Genomic DNA, 18,778 nt, shown 5'->3' with positions numbered 1-18,778 from the left:
GCTTCAGGAAGGACACGGCATGACCACCTCGGAGACCCGGAGCCGGGCCAACCTGTCGGCGGCCGCGCAGCGCCTGCTCGCCCAACGCCTGCGCGGCGCCGCGACCGCAACCGCGGGCATCCCCCGCCGGGACCCGGGCGGCGACCGGGCTCCGCTGTCGGCCACCCAGCAGCGGCTCTACTTCCTGGACCAGCTCGAGCCGGGCAGCACGGAGTACCTGATGCCGGCCGTGTGGCGGCTGCGCGGCCCGCTCGACGTGCCCGCGCTCGCCGCGGCGGTGGACGACCTCGTCGCCCGGCACGAGCAGCTGCGGGTGATATTCCCGGACGAGAAAGGGGTTCCGGCGCAAGAGGTGCTGCCCGCCGGCGGCGGCTGCCTGCGGGTGCGCGACGGCGACGCCGACACCGTGCACGAGCTGGCCACGACACCGTTCGACCTCGCCACCGAGCCCGCGTTCCGGGCCACCCTCGTGCGCGCCGGAGCCGGGGAGCACGTACTCGTCCTGGCCATGCACCACATCATCACCGACGGCTGGTCCGCCGACGTCCTCCTGCGCGACCTGCGCGAGCTGTACCGCGCGCGGCTGGCCGGCGAGGACGCCCGGCTCCCGCGGCGGTCGATCGACTACCTCGACTACGCCGTCTGGCAACGGGAATCCGCTGATTCCGAAGCCGCGAAGGCCGACCTCGACCACTGGCGCCGCGCGCTGGCCGGGCTCAGCCCGCTGGAACTGCCCACCGACCACCCACGGCCCGCCGTCCGCTCGCACGCCGGCGCGGTGCACCGGATCGAGCTGTCCGCGGCGCTCTCGGCGGCGGTGGCCGAAGCGGGGCGGAAAGCCGACACCACGCCGTTCACGACCCTGCTCGCCGCCCTGCAGGCGACCCTGGCGTTCCACAGTGGACAGGACGACTTCGCCGTCGGCACCATCGTCGCGAACCGGGAGCGGCCGGAAACCGAGGACCTGGTCGGGTTCTTCGTCAACACACTGGTCATGCGCGCGGAATTCGGCGACGACCCGACGAGCGCGACCCTGCTCGCCCGGACCCGCGAACGCGTTCTCGACGCGCTGAGCCACCAGGCCGTGCCGTTCGAACGGCTCGTCGACGACTTGGTCCCCGACCGCGACCTGTCCCGCACTCCCCTGTGTTCGGTGCTGTTCTCGCACACCGGCGCCGGCTCGGCCGGGTTCACGCTGGGCGAGGCCACCGGCGAGCCGTTCCCCCTGCTCCTCGCCGAGGCGAAGTTCGACCTCGCCCTGGAAACCGCCGAGCACGACGGCCGGCTGCGGCTGGCGTGGCTGTACCGGACCGACCTGTTCACCGCCGAGACGATCGCGCGGCTGAGCGACCACCTCGTCGCCGTGCTGCACGCGTTCGCCGAGCGGCCGGACACCCGGCTCGGCGAGCTGGATCTGCTCACCGACGCCGAACGCACGTGGCTGCTCGGGCCGGAAGGGCCGGGACAACACGGGAACAGCGGGCCGGCCGCCCGGCCCGTCCTGGACCGGTTCGCCGATCAGGTCCGCCTGCGGCCGGACGCGGTCGCCGTCAGCGGTGGCGGAGCCGAGCTGACCTACGCCGAGCTCGACGCCCGGGCCGACGCACTCGCCTCCCGGCTGCGGACCGCCGAGACCGGCCCGTTGGTCGGCATCAGCCTGGCGCGGTCGGTGGACCTGGCCGTGGCCGTGCTCGGCGTGTGGCGGGCCGGGGCGGCCTACCTGCCCTTGGACCCGGCCCACCCGCGCGGCCGGCTGGAGTTCGTCGTCGGGGACGCCCGCATCACCGCCGCGGTCACCGACGAAGCCGGCCGGGCCGCGCTGACCGGGCTGGCGGTCGAGCCGATCCCCCTGGACGGCCCCGCGGTGGCCGGGACGCTGCCCGAGCCCCGGACCGGTGACGCACCCGCGTACGTCATGTACACCTCGGGGTCGACCGGGCAGCCCAAGGGCGTCGAAGTCACCCACGGCAACGTGGCCTGGCTGTTCGACGCGGCCGACCGCTGCTTCGACTTCGGCGAAGACGACGTGTGGGCGCTGGTGCACTCGGCGACGTTCGACCTGTCGGTGTGGGAGCTGTGGGGTGCGCTGACCGTCGGCGGGCGCACGGTCGTGCTGACCGAGGACGAGACCCGCGACCCGGCCGCGGTGCACGCCGTGCTGCGCGATGAAGGCGTCACCGTGCTGACCCAGACCAACGCCGCGTTCAGCGGCCTGCGGGCCCACCTCGAGCGCGAGGCCGCGGGCTTCGCCGAACTGGCGTTGCGCACGGTCGTGTTCGCCGGGGACGCCTTCGACGCCCGTGAGTACCGGGACTGGTTCGCCGGCACGGAAAAGCGGCCTGCGCTGGTGAACATGTACGGCATCACCGAGACCACCGTGCACGTCACCTACCGGCTGATCACCGCCGCCGACACGACCGCCGCCGTGTCATCGCCGGTCGGACGGCCCATGTACAACTCCCGAGGCTACGTCCTGGACGCGCGGGGCCGGCTCGTGCCGCCCGGCACCGTCGGCGAGCTGTACGTCGCCGGGGACGGCGTCGCGCTCGGTTACCGCAACCGCGCGGAGCTGACCTCGCAGCGGTTCACCACCGACCGGTTCGCGGGCGACGGCGCCCGCATGTACCGCAGCGGCGACCTCGTCCGCGTGCTGCCCGACGGGCAGCTGAACTACGTCGGCCGGGCCGACCACCAGGTCAAGATCCGCGGCTACCGCGTCGAGCCCGGCGAGGTGGAGAGTGCGCTGCGGGACTGCCCCGGGGTCGCCGACGCCGCCGTCGTCGCCCACGACTCCCGGCTGGTCGGCCACGTCGTGACCGACGGCGTCCTCGACGTCCCCGCCTTGCGCACGGCGCTGCGGGCGACGCTGCCGGAATACATGGTGCCCGCGTTGTTCGTGGCCCACCCGGCGCTGCCGGTCACCGCGAACGGCAAGGTCGACCGGGCCGCGCTGCTGGCCGTGCGGGCCGGGGCCGTCGCGACGCCGGCCGAGCACGTCGCCCCGCGGACGGCGACCGAGGCGGCGCTGGCCGCGGTGTGGGCCGAGGTGCTCGGGATCGACCGGGCCGGGCTCGCGGACAACTTCTTCGACCTCGGCGGCGACTCGATCCTGGCGCTGCGGGTGATCGGGCTGGCCCGGGCGGCCGGGCTCGGGCTGTCCGTGGCCGACCTGTTCCGCGCGCGGACCCTGGGCGAGCTGGCCGCGCTGGCCACCGAGGCACCGGGGGACGAACCCGCGCCGGTGGAACCGTTCGCGCTGCTCGACCCGGCCGACCGCGCGAAGCTGCCGGAGGGCCTGGCCGACGCCTACCCGCTGACCATGCTGCAGGCCGGAATGCTGCACGAAATGCTGGCGCAGCCCCGGATCGGGGCCTACCACAACGTGACCGACCTGAAGATCACCGTGGCCGACCCGTTCGACCGGGCCGCGTTCCAGGCCGGGATGGACCACCTCGTGCGCATCCACGAAAGCCTGCGGACGTCGATCGACCTCGTGTCCTACCGCGAACCGCTGCAGCTGGTGCACCCCGACGCGAAGCTGACGGTCGGCTACAGCGACCTGCGCAGGCTCGACCAGGAGGGGCAGCGGGCGGCGCGGCGGCGGTACGCCGACACCGAGTTCGCCAACCGCTTCGACCTGAGCCGCGCGCCGCTGATCCGGGTGCACCTGCACCAGCTGACCGACCACGACCTGCGGATCGTCATCACCGACTGCCACGTCGCCATCGACGGCTGGAGCCTGACGTCGATGATCGCCGACCTGGTCGCGTTGCACGGGCGGATCGTGCGCGGTGAGACCGTGCCCGACCCGGAACCGGCCCCGCGGTACGCCGAGTACGTCGCGGCCGAGCGCGCGGCCACGTCGTCGGAGGAGTCCCTGTCCTTCTGGCGCGGGACGCTCGCCGACCTGGCCCCGGTGCGGTTCACCCGCCGCGGCGCCACCGACGGCGCGGTGCTCTACGAGGTGCGCCGCTCCTTCGCCGGGCTGGCCGGGGACATCGGGGCGCTGGCGACCCGGGCCGGCGTGCCGCGGCGCACGGTGCTACTTGCCGCGTTCCACCACACGATGGGCCTGTTCGCCGAACGCGACGACCAGACCCGCGGGCACGCCGTCGGGCTGACCACCAACGGCCGGCCGGAACGCGCGGGCGCGGACCGGATGCGCGGCCTGTTCGTCAACACGGTCCCCTTCGGCATCACGGCCGAACCGGGCAGCTGGCTGGAGCTGATCCACGCGGTGTTCGCCGCCGAACAGGACCTGATGCCGCACCGGCTGGTTCCGCTGGCCCGGATCGCGCGGCTGCGCCCGGGCGCACCGAACCTGCTGGACACGGTGTTCAACTACGTCAACTTCCACCAGCTCGCGCCGGAGAACTGGGAGGAGGCCGAGGAGTTCGCCCGGACGATGTTCCCGTTGTACGCCAACATGAGCGTGGACGGGTTCAGCATCGACGTCGACCCGGAGTACCTCGACCCGGCCACCGCCGACCAGCTCGCGGACCTCATCCGCGAGGTGGTCGAGCGGATGGTGGCCGACCCCAGCGGCCCGGTCACGCGGCCCGCGCTCGCCGGCGCCGCCCGCGACCGCGCGCTCGGACCGTGGGCGCACGGTCCGGTGGAGGCCAACCCGCCGGCGTTGTTCACCGAGATCGTCCACGAGCACGCGGTCCGCACCCCGGACGCGATCGCCGTCGCCCACGACGGCACCGAGGTCACCTACGCCGAGCTGGACGAACGTTCCGACGCGCTGGCCGGCCGGCTCGCCGCGCTCGGCGTGGGACCCGAGGTCGTCGTCGGGATCTGCGCCCGGCGCGGACCGGACCAGGTCCGCGCGGCGCTGGCCGTGCTCAAGGCGGGCGGCGCGTTCCTGCCGCTGGATCCCACGTACCCGGCCGAGCGGCTGGCGTTCATGGCGTCCGACAGCGGGCTGCGCGTGCTGCTCACCCAGTCCGATGTGGACGGTACGGTTCCCTTCACCGGCACCACGGTGCTCTTGGACGAGCCCGAGCGGGGTCCGGTCGCCACGCCGGCGCGCCCGCGGCTCGACCACCCGGCCTACGTGCTCTACACGTCCGGCTCGACCGGCGTCCCCAAGGGCGTGGTCGTGCCGCACCGCGGCCTGGTCAACCTGGTCCACGCCCAGCGCGCGGAGTTCGGGACCACACCGGACGAGCGGATCCTGCAGCTGGCGTCGTTCAACTTCGACGTGTCGATCCACGAGATCGTGCTCGCCCTGGCCAACGGCGCCCGCCTGTGCACGGCCCCGGCCGAAGCACTGCGCCCGGGGCCGGATCTGGCCCGCACCATCCGCGACCTCGGCATCACGACCGCGACGATCGTGCCCACCGCGCTGACCACGCTGGCCGGCGAAGCCCTGCCCGGTGTCCGGACCCTGCTGACCGGCGGTGAGGCGCCCACCGAGCAGCTCGTCGAGACGTGGTCGCCCGGCCGGCGCTTCTACAACTGCTTCGGGCCCACGGAAGCGACGGTGTGGACGCACATCCAGCCGTGCGCGCCCGGTGAGGGCCGGCCGACGATCGGGTCGCCGTTCCGCAACACGGAGTCCTACGTGCTCGACGAGCACCTCCAGCCGGTACCGGTCGGCGTGCCGGGCGAGCTGTACCTCGGCGGCGCCGGCCTGGCGCGCGGCTACCTGGGCCGGCCCGGCCTGACCGCGGCGAGCTTCGTGCCGCACCCGTACGGCGGCCCCGGCGAGCGGCTGTTCCGCACCGGCGACCTGGCCCGGCAGCACGCCGACGGCGCCGTCGAGTGGCTGGGCCGGCGCGACTCCCAGGTGAAGCTGCGCGGGTTCCGGATCGAGCTGGGCGAGATCGAACACGCCCTGCGCGCGCTGCCGGAAGTCCGCCAAGCCGTCGTGGTGCTGCGCGACGACCTGCCCGGCGAGCCCGCGCTGGTCGCGTACGTCGTCGGCCGGTCGCTCGACGCGGAGTCGCTGCGGCAGGCGCTGCGCACCCGCGTGCCGAAGCACATGGTGCCCGCGTGGTTCGTCTTCCTCGACGCGCTGCCGCTCAACGGCAGCGCCAAGGTCGACCGCCGGGCGCTGCCACTGCCCGCGGCCGAGCGGCCGGACACCGGCACCGACTACGTGGCACCGGAAACCCCCACCGAGCGGATCATCGCCGACGTCTGGCGCGAGGTGCTCGGCGTGTCCGACGTGGGCGCCCACGACGACTTCTACCGCGTGGGCGGCAGTTCGCTGTCCACCGTCCGGGTCGCCGCTCTCGCGACCGCGCGCGGCGTGCCGCTGACTGTCCGGGACCTGGTGGAGCTGACCACGGTCGCGCAGCTGGCCGCTCGGGTCGACGCGGCCGAGCCGGACCGGGAGGTCACCGCGCTGCGCTCGGAGGTCCGGCTGCGCGACGGCGACGGCACGCCGCTCTACTGCGTGCACCCCTCGGGCGGCAGCGCCACCTGGTACGTGCCGCTGGCGCGCGCCCTCGGCCGCGGCCCGGTGCGCGGGTTCCAGGCCCGGGGCCTGCTCGGCGGGGTCGACCCGGTCACCGTGCCCGGCATCGCCGCGAACTACGTCGCCGAGATCCTCGAGCACGACGAGCCCGGCCCGCACACCGTGCTGGGCTGGTCGCTCGGCGGCAACCTCGTGCTGGAGATGGCGTCCCAGCTGCGGGCGCAGGGCCACGCCGTCGACCCGCTGATCCTGATCGAGCCGTACCTGCCCAACCCGGAGGCGGCCCGCCGGCTGGCGCGGCTGGGTCAGGACATGCTCGACGCGCTGCCCCTGCGCGACCAGGTGCGGGCGATGGCGCCGTCACCGCGGCGGGACGCGCTCCGCGCCGAGCTGACTGCGTTGCTGCTGGGCGCGGGCATGCGGGCCGACGAAGCCGAGCTGGTCGAGAACGCGCCCATCGAGGTCTGGCACTCGCTGCTGACGGCGATGGCCGGCTACCGCGTCCAGCCGTACCCGGGCGCGATCCACCTGCTCGTCGGCCAGGACGCCGCCGACGCCCCGGACGGCGAGCCCATGCCCGGCCTGGACATGGACTACCGCAGCTACCTCGACCGCTGGCGGGAGCTCGCGGGCGGCGGCTTGACCGTGCACGTGGTGCCCGGCAGCCACATGTCGATGCTCACCGAGCCGAACGTCCACGAAGTGGCCTCGCTGCTCGACAAACTCCGGGAGACACGATGACCAGCACGCTCACCTTCACCGAGCGGTACCTCCTGGAACCCGGGATCAACGCCGAGCCCTACGGCTACCTGGCCGCGCTGCGCGAGCACGACCCGGTGCACTGGAGCGCGATGCACCGCGCGTGGCTGGTCACCGGGCACGCGCCGCTGACCCGCTGCCTGCGCGAACCCGCGATCACCGCCGACCGGGTGCGCCCGCTGATGGACGCCGTCCCGGCCGGGGCCCGCGACGACGCCGAACGCGCGTTCGCGATCCTGTCTCGCTGGATGGTCTTCAACGACCCGCCCGAGCACCGGCGGCTGCGGAAGGTGTTCCAGGAGCAGTTCTCGGCGCGCGCGGTCGGCCGGTACGGCGAAATGGTGGCCCGGGCGACCCGGGCGCTGCTCACCCGCCGGGCCGAACCCGGCCGCGTCGGCGACCTGCTGGCCGACGTCGCGAAACCGTTGCCCGCTTTGGTGTTCGCGCGCTGGCTGGGCGTTCCCCAGCGGGACGGCGCGTCGTTCTGGTACTGGAACGCCCGGGTCGGCGACCTCGTCCTGGGCGCGGCGCAGGAGGAACGCGAGTACCGGACGTCGTTGCAGTCGCTGGTCAACCTGGACGACTACCTGGCCAAGCTGGTGCGGGCCCGGCGCGCGGAGCCCGCCGACGACCTGATCAGCTCGGTGCTGGCGGGCGGCGAAATCGGGAGCTCCGTCAGCGAGGAGGAGTTCGTCGGGATGCTCACCCAGCTGGCCTTCGCCGGCGGCGAGACGACCAGCAACCTGATCGCCAACGGCGTCCGCGCGCTGCTCCAGCACCCCGAGGAACTGGCCGCGGTGCGCTCGGAGCCGGGGCTGCTGCCGGCGAGCGTCGAGGAGGCGCTGCGGTTCGACGGGCCGTCCAAGATGTCCATCCGGGCCGCCGCTCGCGACTTCGACCTCGACGGCCACGAAGTCCGCGCGGGCGACCGGATCTTCCTGGTCACCGCGGCGGCCAACCGCGACCCGGCCCGGTTCCCCGAGCCCGGGCGGTTTTCGGTGCACCGCGAGGACTCGACGCACCTGGGCTTCGGGCACGGCGCGCACTTCTGCATCGGCGCCGCGCTCGCCCGGCTGGTGGCGCGGGCGGTGCTCGAAGTGCTCGTGCACGACTACCCCGGACTGGCACTGGCCGGGAACGACCACGAATGGCAGTTGTCGCTGCTCAACCGCAGCCTGACGGCGTTGCCCGTGCGGTACTGAAAGGGAGGTCGCCGTGCCCAAGACGGTGAGCCGGGCGGGGACGCGGCTGTGGGCCCCGGCCCGGCTGCCCTCGTTCCGGCTGCTCTGGCTGGGTCAGTCGCTGTCGCTGCTGGGCGACGGGTTCAGCTACGTCGCGTTTTCCTGGATCACCTTGAGCCTGACGGGCTCGACGCTCGCGCTCGGCTGGGTGCTGGCGTTGCAGGCCGTCCCCCGGGCCTTGCTGACCCTGGTCGGCGGCTCGCTGGCGGACAAGTGGTCGCCCCGGCGGATCATGGTCCTCTCCAGCTGGACCCGGACCGCGGTGATGGCCTCGGTCGGCGTGACCGGGCTGACCGGCACGTTGAGCATCGGGCTGCTGTGCGTCACGGCGGTGTTGTTCGGCGCGGTGGACGCGTTCTTCCAACCGGCCCGGATGACCATCCTGCCGTCGGTGGTGGACAAGGAGACCCTGGCTCCCGCCAACGCCCTGCTCGGCACAGGCGCGCGGATCGCCGCCATGGTCGGCCCGGCCACCGGCGGCGTGGTCGTGGCGGTGTCCGACGCCAACGTCGCTTTCCTCGTCGACGCGGTCTGTTTCGCCCTGTGCGGGCTGTGCGTCGCAGGCGTGCGCACCCGCCACGACCACGCACCGGCGAAGACCGTCGAGCCGGAGCGCATGCTCGTCCGCATCCGCGCCGGGCTGCGCTACGCGTGGACCGACCCGCGCCTGCGCACGATCCTCGCGATCGACGCGGCCGTGACGTTCTGCTACGCGGGCGCGTTCACCGTCGGTTTCGCCGACCTGGCCCGCTTCGAGCTGGCCGGCGGCCCGGCCACCCTGGGCGTCCTCAACGGCGCTTTGGCCGCCGGGGCCGTCCTGGGCGGGCTGACCGGCGGCCTGGTCGACGGCCGGCCCCGGATCGGGCTGCTGATCGCCGGGCTGGCGGGCTGGCTGGCCGTGGGCACGGCGGTGCTCGGCGTGCTGCACAACACCGTGGCCGCGGTCGCGACGGTGCTCGCGATGGGCTTCGCCATCGGGTTCCAGGGGGTCTTCGGGCTCAGCTGGATCCAGCGCACCATCGACGAATCGGTGCTGAGCCGCGTGCTCTCGCTGGACATGGTGCTGGGCTACGCCGTCGCGCCGATCTCGCTGGTCCTCTGCGGCGCGCTGGCCCGCGTCCACACCACGCTGATGTTCGGCGGGACGGCCCTGATCCTGGGTGTCACCGCCCTCGGCGTCCTCGCTTCGGCCCGCGTGCGCGCGGCACGCTGAACGGGGCCGGTGGTTCCCCACCGGCCCCGTTCAGCATCCTTTCAGGACAGTCCGAAGGTGACCGCCTCCTGGAGCACCGGGCGGTCGGCGGTGCGCCGGAACTGCACGAGCTGGTTGTAGAAACCGTCCAGCGCCACCGTGTCGCTCTCGAGCAGCGCCCGCAGCTCGGTCATCCGCGACTCCGCGTCGGGGCAGCCGCCGACTTCGGGCCGCAGCAGGTCGAGCACGCCGTCCACGGTGTCGAACACCGGATCGACGTACGCGCCCACCGCGCACCCGTGCTCGGCCAGCCGGGAGGCGATGGCCTCCAGCTGATAGGTCCGGCCCGCGTGCCCGGCCGAACGCCAGGTCGCCACGACCCCGCGGGCGGCCTCGGCGAGGTGCGGCGGCAGCTCCGCCAGCAACGGCCAGAGCAGGCGGTTCCCGATCTCGGCCACTGTGGACGGACGACGGGCCGGGTCGAGCGCCGGCGCGTAGGGCAGGTTGGCCACCACGAAGTCGAACCGCTCGCCGGGCTCCAGCGCGGCGAGCAGGTCGGAGCGGCGGAACCGGACCCGGTCGGTGAGCCCGTTGAGCACGGCGTTGGCGCGAGCGATCGTGACGGCGGACTCGTTAAGCTCCAGGCCGACCACCTCCCGCGCACCCCGCGCCGCGCACAGCAGGGCCTGCACCCCGGTGCCCGAACAGACGTCGAGCACCCGGCAGCCGGCCAGCGACGCGGGCAGCGCGGCGGCCACGAACGACGTCGAGAAGTCGAACACGGCCTTCGGCGACCGCACGGCGGTCGGGTAACCGGCGGGGATGCCGGTGATCAGCAGCATCCGCTGCGCGGGCACGACGAGCAGGTCGGCCGAGCGCCAGCCGTCGGCCACCCGCTCGATCAGCTCACCGGTGCGCAGCGCCTCGGCCACCTCGGCCGGGAACGCCTGCCGGAACGCCGGGTCGTCGACGGTCTCGCCGAGCCGGAACAGCCGGAACAGCGTGCGCTGCGCCGGGGCCAGCCGGCCCACGATCCGGCGCAGCGCCTCGAACTTCGGGAACCCGGTCGGGCTCGGCCGCAGCTCCAGGGACATCCGGTGGTCCAGCAGCGGGTACATCGACCGGTCGAAGTGGTCGCGGACGACGGCCAGGGCCGCGGTGTCGATCCGCATCGGCTCAGCCGGCCGCGTCCATCGCCCGGCGCAAGCTCAGTGGGCGCATGTCCACCCACACCTCGTCGATGTGCGCGAGGCACTCCGGCCGGGTCCCGGTGAACCCCTCGGCGTGCCAGCCGCGGGGCACGACCTGTTCGGCGGCCCAGATCGAGTACTGCTCCTCGTCGTTGCGCACGACGCGGTAGGTGCGATCGGTGTCCTCCACGGCGGTCCCTTTCGTCGTCGGTCACACGGGTCTCCGACGCTGCCCGCGGCACCCGGTGCGGACCAGAGACAAACCTGCAACGGGAGCCGCGCTCCGGTGCTGCCGCCGATTCCCTGGAGCCGGCTCCCCGGCGGCGGCACCGTGAGGGGGAACGAGGAGGTGCCTGATGGCGGAAGACCTGCTGCTGCCCGGCGGCGAATGGCGGTTGTGGCCCCAGTTCGCCCTGCGCGGCCCGGGGTTCCCCGCCGCCGGAGTGCTCGCGCTGGCCCCGCGCGGCCTCGCGGAGGAGGCGGACAAGTTCGAGGCCGGTGTCGCGCTGTCCGGTCCGGAGTGGACGGAGTTCACCGGCCGGTTCGGCGCCGCCGTCGCCGAGTCGACCCGCGCGCTGCAGGGCTTCGCGGCGAGCCCGGCGTTCCGCACGGCCGTCGCCTGGCAGAACCCGGCCGTGCTGGGCCGCGGGGTCGGCCTGTTCCTCGGCTGGGACCCGGCGACCGAAGGCCGCACCAGCAAACGCCGGGAGCGCGAGGAACTGGTCGCGCACTACTGGCAGCGGTTCTGCGTCAAGAACGACACCATCGGCTTCTTCGGCCCGGTCGGCTGGGGCCGGTGGGACCCCGCCCGGAAGGGGCTGGCCGTCGACCCCGGTACGGGCCTGGTCTGCGCCACCGAAGTCTTCTTCGCCAGCTGGGCGATCGACGCCCTCGCCCGGACCGTCGACGCCGACCCCGCGGCGCGGCCGTGGGTCCCGCCGCGCCGCGTGCCGTTCGTCCGCGCGGACGGCGAGTTCGTCCGCGTGCCCGGCCGGCCGCCGCAGGAAGCCACCGCGCGGGAGCGCGAGCTGCTGCGGCTGTGCGACGGAACCCGGGACCTGGCCGCCCTCACCGCGGCGGTGTCCGCCCCCGCGGCGGAGGTACGGGCCGCACTCGAGGCGATGGTGACCCGGCGCTGGCTCGTTTGGCGCCTCGAGGTCCCGCTCGACGCCCACCCGGAGCGGTACCTGCGCACGGCGCTGACCCGCATCGGCGACGAACCCGCCCGCGTCCGCTCGCTGGCGATGCTCGACTCCCTGGAACGGTCCCGGGACCGGGTGGCCGCGGCCGGGCTGGACGCCGACGAGCTGTCCGCGGCGATGACCGCGCTGGAGACCGAGTTCGCCGCGCTGACCCAGGTCGCGGCCCAGCGCGCCAAGAGCGCCCGCACGGCGCCGGGCCGCGCACTGGTCTACGCCGACTGCCGGCGGTCGGCCACGGCCGAGGTCGGCACCGCCGTCCTGGACGAGCTGGCCCCGCTGAGCCTCTGCCTCACCGCGGCGCGGTGGATGACCGGGCAGTTCGCCGAAGCGGCCGACGCCCACCTCCGCCGGGCCTACGACCGGATCCAGGCCCGCCAGGGCTCGGCCGACCTGGGCTCGCTGTGGCTGGAGTGCCTGCCCGCCCCCTACGGTGAGTCCGTCGCCGACATCACCGCGATCCAGGCTGAGCTGCGCCGTCGCTGGGCCACCGTCCTCGATCTGCCCGACGACGCCCGCCGCGTCCACCGCACCAGCGCGGAGCTCGCCGAGCGCGTGCGCACGGCGTTCCCCCGCGGCGCGATGAGCTGGTCGCTGTCCCGCTACGCGAGCCCGGACCTGCTGGTCGTCGCCGACGACGCCGACGCGGTCGAGCGTGGCGAGTTCGAGCTGGTGCTGGGCGAGCTGCACGTGGCCATGAACACCGTGGGTCACTCGCTGTTCGTCCGGCAGCACCCGGAACCGGGCGAGCTGCACGCCCAGAACGCCCGGGACTACCCCGGCCCGCGGCTGATCCCGATGCTGCCCAAGGCCGCCCCGCCGCGGATCTCCGCGCGCGGCCAGCACGCCCTGGTCCGCCCGGAGGACTACCACGTCGCCCTGGTCGACTACACCGGCGACCCGCACCGGCCGCGCACGGTGGCGGGCGCCGACGTCGCCGTCGAGGACCGCGCCGGCCGGCTGGTCGCCGTCGTGCCCGACGGCACCGAGTTCGACGCCCTCGACGGCTTCTGCAGTGCCCTGACCAACCGCGTGATCGACCGCTTCGCCCTCGTCCCGGACGGCCCGCACACGCCGCGCATCACGATCGACCGGCTGATCGTCGCCCGCGAGACGTGGCGTCGCCCGGCCGCCGAGCTGGAGTTCGCCACCGACACCGACGAGGCCCGCCGCTTCGTCCACGCCCGGCAGTGGCGCGACGAACTGGAGCTGCCGCGGTTCGTCTTCGTCGTCTCCCCCACCGAACCCCGGCCGTTCTACGTCGACTTCGACAGCCCGGTGTACGTCAACATCCTCGCCAAGGCGGTCCGCCGCCTGGCTCGTCAGGATCCGGCGGGGCGCCTCACCATCACCGAAATGCTGCCGACACCGGATCGCACGTGGCTCACCGACGACCAGGGCGCGACCTACACCGCCGAGCTGCGGCTCATCGTCGTGGACGGTGCGCGGTGAGCGGCTGGTTCTTCGACGAGATCCGCGCCCACGCCCCGGACGCGCCCGCGGTGCACACGCCGGAAACCGTGCTCTCGTACGGGGAACTCGCCGGCCGCGTCGATCGGCTGGCCGGGGCTCTGGCGGAAGCGGGCGTCGGTCCCGAGCGGGTGTGCGCGATCGCGGTGGAGTCCACAGTGGACGCCGTGATCGCCATGGCGGCGGTGCTGCACGCGGGCGGCGCGTTCCTCACGCTGGACCTCGGGCAGCCTTCGGCGCGGCTGGCCGGGATGATCGAGAGCGCGGGCGCCACTTTCCTGGTCGGCACCGGGGTTTCCGTGCCCGGGCCGACGATCCTGCCGGACGCGCTGCCCGGTTCACCGTTCGCTCCCGAGCCGCCGGGGCCGAGCGCGCTGGCGTACGTGAGCCACACGTCGGGCTCGACCGGCACCCCGAACCCGGTGCTGATCGAGCGCGGCCACCTGGACGCGTACCTCCGGTTCGTGGTGCACGACGGGGAACTGGACGCCACCACCGTCACCCTGCAGCTGGCCCCGCTGGGCTACGACGCTTCGATCCGAGATGTGTTCGCCACGCTGCTGGCGGGTGGCCGCCTGGTCCTGGCGCCCCGGGCCACGCTGCTGCGCGCGGACGGGTTCGCCGCCGCCGTCGCCGCCCACGGCGTCAACACCGTCCTCAGCATCACGCCGTCCCTGCTGACGTTCCTGAGCCGGCACGACGGCGCGGCCCGCGCCCTGCGGTCGTTGCGGCTGACGCTGTCCAGCGGCGAGTCGCTGCGCCCGTTCCTCGCCGCGGGCGGCCGCGGCCTCCTGGACGGCCGGCTGCTCAACCACTACGGCCCCACCGAAGCCACGATGACGTCGACCCGGCTGGACGTCCCCGGCGAGCCCGACTTCGCGGCGGACGTCATCGGCACACCGCGCACCGGGGTGTCGGTCCGGCTGCTGGACGCCGACCTGCGCCCGGTGCCCGAGGGCGAGGTCCACCTCGGCGGCGCGGGCGTGGCGCGCGGTTACCACGGCCGGCCGGGCCTGACCGCCGACCGGTTCCGCCCCGACCCCGCCGGGCCGCCCGGAGCCCGGGCCTACCGCACCGGCGACCTGGCCCGAAGTCGCCCGGACGGCACCCTGGAGTACCTCGGCCGCCTCGACCGCCAGCTGAAGATCCGCGGCTACCGCGTGGACCCCGCGGAGATCGAAGGCCGCCTGCTGACGCATTCGGCGGTCCACGGCGCGGTGGTCACGTCCGCCACCGACGACCGCGGCCGACCCCACCTGGTGGCCCACGTCGCGGGCCCGACCGCCGCGGTCACCGACGCGGCCCTGCGCCGGCACCTGGCCGAGACGCTGCCGCCGCACCTTCTGCCCCGCCGGTTCCGGCGGGTGGACCGGCTGCCGAGCACCCGCACGGGCAAGACCGACCGCGGCCGCCTGAGCCGGGGAGAGCGCCCATGAGCACGACGACCAGCACCGACCTGCGCGCAGTGGCCGCCCGGATCGCCGGGTACGTCCGGCCCACACCGCTGCTCCGGGTCGACGCGCTGCCCGGCATCGTCCTCAAGGCCGAGCACCTGCAGCGCGGCGGCTCGTTCAAGTCCCGCGGTGCGGCCAACGCCCTCCTCGGCCTGGGCAGCGCCGCAGTCGTCGCCGGCTCCTCGGGCAACCACGGCATCGCGGTCGCCCTGCTGGGCCGTGCCCTCGGTGTCGGCGTCACCGTGGTGATGGCCGAAGGCGCCAGCGCGGCCAAGGAAGCCGTCATCCGCGGGCTCGGCGCGCAGGTCCGCCACGCCGCCGGCGGGGTGGCCGAGCGCGATCGCCAAGCGCGCGAGCACGCCGGGCGCACCGGCGGCCGGGTCGTGCCCTCCTCCGACCACGAGCTGGTGGTGGCGGGGCAGGCCACGGTCGCCCTGGAAATCCTCGACGACGCCCCCGGCACCGACGTCGTGTACGTCCCCACCGGCGGCGGGGGGCTGCTGGCCGGGGCGTGCCTGGCCGCCGAGCAGCACTACCGGCCGGTGCGGGTGGTCGGGGTCGAGCCCGAGGCCGGCCGCCGGTACGCGTGGTCCCTGGCCGCGGACCGTCCGGTGCGGATCCCGCCCCCGGACACGATCGCCGACGGCCTGCGCGCCCAGCACCCGGGCGAAGTGCCGTTCCCCATCATCCGCCGGCGCGTCGACGACCTGGTCGGCGTCACCGACGAGGAGATCACCCACGCCATGCGGCTGCTGCACGGCGCGGGCATCGAGGCCGAGCCCAGCGGCAGCGTCGCACTGGCCGGGGCGCTGCGCCACGGCTTCCCCGGCCGCGCCGCCGTCGTCGTCTCCGGCGGCAACAACCACTCCAGGAAGGCAACCCCATGACCACGACCCAGCTCGACCTCCCGGAACTGATCGCGGCGGGGTATCGCGAGGCCCTCGACGACACCACCCTGGACACCGAAAGCGACTTCTTCGAGGCGGGCGGCGACTCGCTGGCCGCGTTCCAGATCGCCGCGAAGATCCAGGACGCCCTCGAGACCGACGTGCCCGTGGCGCTGGTCTTCGCGTACCCGACTCCCGCCGAGCTGGCCGTCGTCGTCGGAGGCCTGGCATGACCGATGTACGGCTGGGCGAGCGCTGGCGGCTCTGGTCCCAGTTCGCCCTGCGCGGCCCGGGGTTCCCGGCCGCCGGGGTTCTGGCCCTGGCCCCCACCGGACTGGCCCGGATCGCCGACAAGTTCCCCGAAGGCGCCGCCCTGTCCGGGCCGGACTGGGACGCGTTCGCGGCTGAGTTCGCCGAAACGGCGTTGGACACCTCGGCCGAGCTCCAGCGCATCGCGGCCCAGCCGGCGTTCCGGGCCGCCGTCGCGTGGCAGAACCGGCCGGTCCTCGACACCGGCGTGGACCCGTTCATCGCGTGGACCCCGGCCGACGGCCGGACGAGCCGGCACCGCGACCGGGAGGGCCTGATCGCCCACTACTGGGAACGCTTCTGCGTGAAGAACGACAGCATCGGCTTCTTCGGCCCGGTCGGTTGGGGCGCCTGGGACCCGGCGGCGCACGGAATCGAGGTCGATCCCGGCACCGGCCTGATCACCACGGCCAACCTGTACTTCTCGAGCTGGGCCGTCGACACCCTGGCCAAGACGCTGGCCGAGGACGACGCGCTGCGGGCGTGGACCGCGCCCCGGCGGGTCCCGTTCGTGCGCGTCGAAGGCGACACCGTGCTGGTCCCCGGCCGTCCGCCACAGCCGCTTTCCCCGGCCGCGCGCCAAGTCCTGCAGATGTGCGACGGCGTCCGCCCGGCCCGGGAGTTCGGCCACGAAGCCCAGGCCGAGCTGACGGAGCTGGCCCGCCGGCGGTGGATCGTCTGGCGCCTGGAGGTCCCCGCCGACGCTCACCCCGAGCGGTACCTGCGGACCTGGCTGGACCGGGTCGGCGACCCCGCGGCGCGGGAGCGCGGGCTGGCCGGTCTGGACCTGCTCGAACGCGGCCGGGAGCGGATCCGCGCCGCGGGTGCCGACGCCGACGCGTTGTCCGCCGCGATGTCGGCCTTGGAACAAGATTTCACCGCGCTGACCGACACCGCCGGGACGCGGGCGAAGGGCGCTAAGACGGCGCCGTGCCGCGCGCTGGTCTACTCCGACTGCGTGCGCTCCGCGCGGGCGCGCCTCGGCCCGGACGTGCTCGACGCGTTCGCCCCGCTGGAGCAGCTGCTGACGAGCGCGGCCTGGATGACCTCGGCCCTCGGCCGCCGGGTCCTGGACCGGGTCCGTCCCGTGTTCGACCGCCTGGCCGAGGCCGGCCCGGTGGACCTGGCCGCGCTCTGGTTCGCCTGCATGCCCATCCTGCACGGCGACGCGGTCACCGACGCGAAGTCGATCCAGCAAGAGTTCCAGCGCCGCTGGCACGAAATCCTCGCCGTCCGCCCGGGCACGAGCCGGATCCGCCGGCGCGGCGAGGACGTCGCGGACGCACTCGAGAAGGCGTTCGCCGCCCCGCGCACGGGCTGGGGCACGGCCCGCTACCTGAGCCCGGACCTGCTCATCGCGGGCGACGCGGAAGCGGTGTCCCGCAACGACTTCGACGTCGTCCTCGGCGAGCTGCACCTGGCGGCCAACACGATCAGCTTCTCGGTGTTCGTCAACCAGCACCCTGCCCCCGCCGAGCTCGTCGCCGAAACGGACCGCGACCACCCGGGACCGCGGCTCCTGCCGTTGCTGGCCAAGGAACACAAGGCCCGCCTGTCCGCGCGGATCCGCCAGGCGCTCGTGCGCGACCAGGACTACTACGTCGGCCTGGTGGACCACACGGTCGACCCGGCGCGCCCCCGCACGGTGCTGGGCGCGGACGTGGCGGTGGAGGACCACGAGGGCCGGCTGGAGGTCGTCCTGCCCGACGGCGCGCGGTTCCCGCTCATCGAGGTCTTCGCGCACGTGCTGACGACGCTGGCGATGGACCTGTTCCGCCTGCTGCCGGAGGAGGCCGAGCACTCCCCCCGGGTGACGATCGACCGCATGGTCGTGTCCCGCGAGACCTGGCAGCGCCCGGCGTCCGACCTGGCGTTCGCAACCGACAAGGACGAGGCCCGCCGTTTCGTCCGCGCCCGCCAGTGGCGCGACGAGCTCGAACTCCCCCGGTTCGTGTTCGTGGTGTCCCCCACCGAGCCCCGGCCGTTCTACGTGGACTTCGACAGCCCGGTCTACGTCAACATCCTCGCCAAGGCAGTCCGCCGGCTGGCACGTCAGGATCCTTCGGGACGCTTGACCATCACGGAGATGCTGCCAACGCCGGACCAGACGTGGCTGACCGACGACGCGGGCCGGAGGTACACCGCCGAACTCCGCCTCGTGGCGGTCGACCAGGCCCGGACACCGAAACTGGAGACCATCTAACCGGATAGGGAGAGCCGCCCCTGCCTCACGTCGGTTCCAGGCCAGCGGGCGACATCGCGAAGCCAGTTCTGGCTCGCCTCCGCCAAGGTGTGCGGTCGGCAGTTCCCCGACCGCGCCTCCGCGCACCTCGCCCGCCGGGCCGCACGCAGGCCTCCGGCGCGTCGAGGTGCGAACCTGTAGAAGGGTTCAAGTCGATCCGCGTAGGCCCCCGTTGGATATGAGACCACCGGAGGGCAGCTACTGTTGGTCTGGCCAGGCCGCGATGCGCGGCTCTGTGGGGTAATTGAGTGTCCGAGACGATCTTGCACGCTAACCACAAAGCTCGCACTCGGCTGATGAGCGCGACAGGATCATCGACACAACGATCTGTGGTGTCGAGTGCGCTGACCGGAGCCGGTTGTATGTTCGCTCCCGCAGCGGCAACTTGGAAGCGAGCCCGCTCGTGCG

Annotated in this window: 10 protein-coding genes; 8 read left to right on the top strand and 2 right to left on the bottom strand. The window is 74.0% G+C overall.

Annotated features, from left to right (window positions below; genetic code table 11):
* Positions 1-19 precede the first annotated feature (19 nt).
* Genes ACIQWX_RS14855 through ACIQWX_RS14845 form a run of 3 tightly spaced genes read left to right on the top strand, consistent with a single transcriptional unit; the run spans position 20 to position 9,640 of the window.
* A complete protein-coding gene (locus tag ACIQWX_RS14855) occupies positions 20-7,168 on the top strand; it encodes an amino acid adenylation domain-containing protein (protein ID WP_400870020.1) in 7,149 nt (2,382 codons plus the stop codon).
* Complete coding sequence (locus tag ACIQWX_RS14850; RefSeq protein ID WP_400870017.1) at positions 7,165-8,388, top strand: cytochrome P450; 1,224 nt, start codon at positions 7,165-7,167, stop codon at positions 8,386-8,388. The genes ACIQWX_RS14855 and ACIQWX_RS14850 overlap by 4 nt, the downstream gene beginning before the upstream one ends.
* A gap of 13 nt (positions 8,389-8,401) precedes the next feature.
* A complete protein-coding gene (locus tag ACIQWX_RS14845) occupies positions 8,402-9,640 on the top strand; it encodes an MFS transporter (protein WP_400870015.1) in 1,239 nt (412 codons plus the stop codon).
* A 41-nt stretch (positions 9,641-9,681) separates the two neighbouring features.
* On the opposite strand, the gene ACIQWX_RS14840 is transcribed toward ACIQWX_RS14845, so the two are convergent.
* Positions 9,682-10,791, bottom strand: coding sequence for a methyltransferase domain-containing protein (locus ACIQWX_RS14840; RefSeq protein ID WP_400870012.1), 1,110 nt, complete (start codon positions 10,789-10,791; stop codon positions 9,682-9,684).
* Positions 10,792-10,795: 4 nt separating this feature from the next.
* Positions 10,796-10,999, bottom strand: a complete 204-nt coding sequence (locus ACIQWX_RS14835; RefSeq protein ID WP_400870009.1) for an MbtH family protein — start codon at positions 10,997-10,999, stop codon at positions 10,796-10,798.
* 166 nt (positions 11,000-11,165) lie between these two features.
* Here ACIQWX_RS14835 and ACIQWX_RS14830 point away from each other — a divergent pair, with 166 nt between their 5' ends.
* From ACIQWX_RS14830 to ACIQWX_RS14810, 5 genes are read left to right on the top strand one after another with little or no spacing between them, the layout of a single operon-like run.
* Positions 11,166-13,460 (top strand): lantibiotic dehydratase, encoded by a 2,295-nt coding sequence (locus ACIQWX_RS14830; RefSeq protein WP_400870006.1) that lies wholly within the window; start codon positions 11,166-11,168, stop codon positions 13,458-13,460.
* The gene (locus ACIQWX_RS14825; protein ID WP_400870004.1) at positions 13,457-14,914 is read left to right on the top strand and encodes an amino acid adenylation domain-containing protein; all 1,458 of its coding nucleotides are present in this window, start codon (positions 13,457-13,459) and stop codon (positions 14,912-14,914) included. Before ACIQWX_RS14830 ends, ACIQWX_RS14825 begins: the two co-directional genes overlap by 4 nt.
* Complete coding sequence (locus ACIQWX_RS14820) at positions 14,911-15,819, top strand: threonine/serine dehydratase (protein WP_400870001.1); 909 nt, start codon at positions 14,911-14,913, stop codon at positions 15,817-15,819. The genes ACIQWX_RS14825 and ACIQWX_RS14820 overlap by 4 nt, the downstream gene beginning before the upstream one ends.
* Positions 15,816-16,052, top strand: coding sequence for an acyl carrier protein (locus ACIQWX_RS14815; protein WP_285479381.1), 237 nt, complete (start codon positions 15,816-15,818; stop codon positions 16,050-16,052). The genes ACIQWX_RS14820 and ACIQWX_RS14815 overlap by 4 nt, the downstream gene beginning before the upstream one ends.
* On the top strand, positions 16,049-18,331 hold the full coding sequence (locus tag ACIQWX_RS14810; RefSeq protein ID WP_400869999.1) for a lantibiotic dehydratase: 2,283 nt from the start codon (positions 16,049-16,051) through the stop codon (positions 18,329-18,331). The genes ACIQWX_RS14815 and ACIQWX_RS14810 overlap by 4 nt, the downstream gene beginning before the upstream one ends.
* Positions 18,332-18,778: the final 447 nt, after the last annotated feature.

The sequence above is a fragment of the Amycolatopsis sp. NPDC098790 genome, assembly GCF_044759945.1.
Classification (GTDB): Bacteria; Actinomycetota; Actinomycetes; order Mycobacteriales; family Pseudonocardiaceae; genus Amycolatopsis.
Note: the sequence above shows the minus strand (reverse complement) of the source record. Positions and strands in the feature narration are given on the sequence as shown.